This window comes from Bacillus sp. N1(2025) (assembly GCF_053470005.1).
Window position 1 is genome coordinate 1 of sequence record NZ_JBLTJB010000032.1, and the last position, 1227, is coordinate 1227.

General features: G+C 52.6%; 13 tRNA genes. All 13 read left to right on the forward strand.

Annotated features, from left to right (window positions below):
• Nucleotides 1-23 precede the first annotated feature (23 nt).
• The 13 genes from ACNFN4_RS22125 to ACNFN4_RS22185 all read left to right on the forward strand — a co-directional run bounded on the left by ACNFN4_RS22125 (nucleotide 24) and on the right by ACNFN4_RS22185 (nucleotide 1225).
• Nucleotides 24-99: transfer RNA gene (locus tag ACNFN4_RS22125), tRNA-Val, on the forward strand.
• 29 nt (nucleotides 100-128) lie between these two features.
• A tRNA-Thr gene (locus ACNFN4_RS22130) sits at nucleotides 129-204 on the forward strand.
• 37 nt (nucleotides 205-241) lie between these two features.
• Nucleotides 242-317: transfer RNA gene (locus ACNFN4_RS22135), tRNA-Lys, on the forward strand.
• 10 nt (nucleotides 318-327) lie between these two features.
• A tRNA-Leu gene (locus ACNFN4_RS22140) sits at nucleotides 328-411 on the forward strand.
• Nucleotides 412-420: 9 nt separating this feature from the next.
• Nucleotides 421-495: transfer RNA gene (locus ACNFN4_RS22145), tRNA-Gly, on the forward strand.
• Between the two features lie 19 nt (nucleotides 496-514).
• Nucleotides 515-600 (forward strand) — tRNA-Leu (locus ACNFN4_RS22150).
• A 9-nt stretch (nucleotides 601-609) separates the two neighbouring features.
• Nucleotides 610-686: transfer RNA gene (locus ACNFN4_RS22155), tRNA-Arg, on the forward strand.
• Nucleotides 687-702: 16 nt separating this feature from the next.
• Nucleotides 703-779, forward strand: a tRNA-Pro gene (locus ACNFN4_RS22160).
• Between the two features lie 4 nt (nucleotides 780-783).
• Nucleotides 784-856 (forward strand) — tRNA-Ala (locus tag ACNFN4_RS22165).
• 20 nt (nucleotides 857-876) lie between these two features.
• A tRNA-Met gene (locus tag ACNFN4_RS22170) sits at nucleotides 877-953 on the forward strand.
• Between the two features lie 2 nt (nucleotides 954-955).
• Nucleotides 956-1032 (forward strand) — tRNA-Ile (locus tag ACNFN4_RS22175).
• A gap of 7 nt (nucleotides 1033-1039) precedes the next feature.
• A tRNA-Ser gene (locus ACNFN4_RS22180) sits at nucleotides 1040-1132 on the forward strand.
• Nucleotides 1133-1151: 19 nt separating this feature from the next.
• Nucleotides 1152-1225: transfer RNA gene (locus ACNFN4_RS22185), tRNA-Met, on the forward strand.
• Nucleotides 1226-1227 lie beyond the last annotated feature (2 nt).

Sequence of the window (1227 nt, forward strand, 5' to 3'; positions counted from 1 at the left end):
CATTACACGTAAGTGTAATATATGGAGGATTAGCTCAGCTGGGAGAGCATCTGCCTTACAAGCAGAGGGTCGGCGGTTCGAGCCCGTCATCCTCCACCATTCCTATCATACATAAGTTGGCGTATTAAGCCGGTGTAGCTCAATTGGTAGAGCAACTGACTTGTAATCAGTAGGTTGGGGGTTCAAGTCCTCTTGCCGGCACCACCTTTATATGTTATACTATATAAGTCTCTTGTAATAAGAGCCATTAGCTCAGTTGGTAGAGCATCTGACTTTTAATCAGAGGGTCGAAGGTTCGAGTCCTTCATGGCTCACCATGTTTTTCTTGCGGATGTGGCGGAATTGGCAGACGCGCTAGAATCAGGCTCTAGTGTCTTTACAGACGTGGGGGTTCAAGTCCCTTCATCCGCATTGCCAAACGCGGAAGTAGTTCAGTGGTAGAACATCACCTTGCCAAGGTGGGGGTCGCGGGTTCGAATCCCGTCTTCCGCTCCAACTATACTATACCATCCATGCCGGGGTGGTGGAATTGGCAGACACACAGGACTTAAAATCCTGCGGTAGGTGACTACCGTGCCGGTTCAAGTCCGGCCCTCGGCACTTATTGTTGCGCCCGTAGCTCAATTGGATAGAGCGTTTGACTACGGATCAAAAGGTTAGGGGTTCGACTCCTCTCGGGCGCGCCATACATACTTTTGAAAACGGGAAGTAGCTCAGCTTGGTAGAGCACATGGTTTGGGACCATGGGGTCGCAGGTTCGAATCCTGTCTTCCCGACCATTTCGGGGCCTTAGCTCAGCTGGGAGAGCGCCTGCTTTGCACGCAGGAGGTCAGCGGTTCGATCCCGCTAGGCTCCACTTGATTTTAATTGTTTTTTGGCGGTGTAGCTCAGCTGGCTAGAGCGTACGGTTCATACCCGTGAGGTCGGGGGTTCGATCCCCTCCGCCGCTACCATTGGACCTTTAGCTCAGTTGGTTAGAGCAGACGGCTCATAACCGTCCGGTCGTAGGTTCGAGTCCTACAAGGTCCACCACTTATACGGAGGAATACCCAAGTCTGGCTGAAGGGATCGGTCTTGAAAACCGACAGGGGTGTCAAAGCCCGCGGGGGTTCGAATCCCTCTTCCTCCGCCATATCTAATTTAATTATCATCGCGGGGTGGAGCAGTTCGGTAGCTCGTCGGGCTCATAACCCGAAGGTCGCAGGTTCAAATCCTGCCCCCGCAACC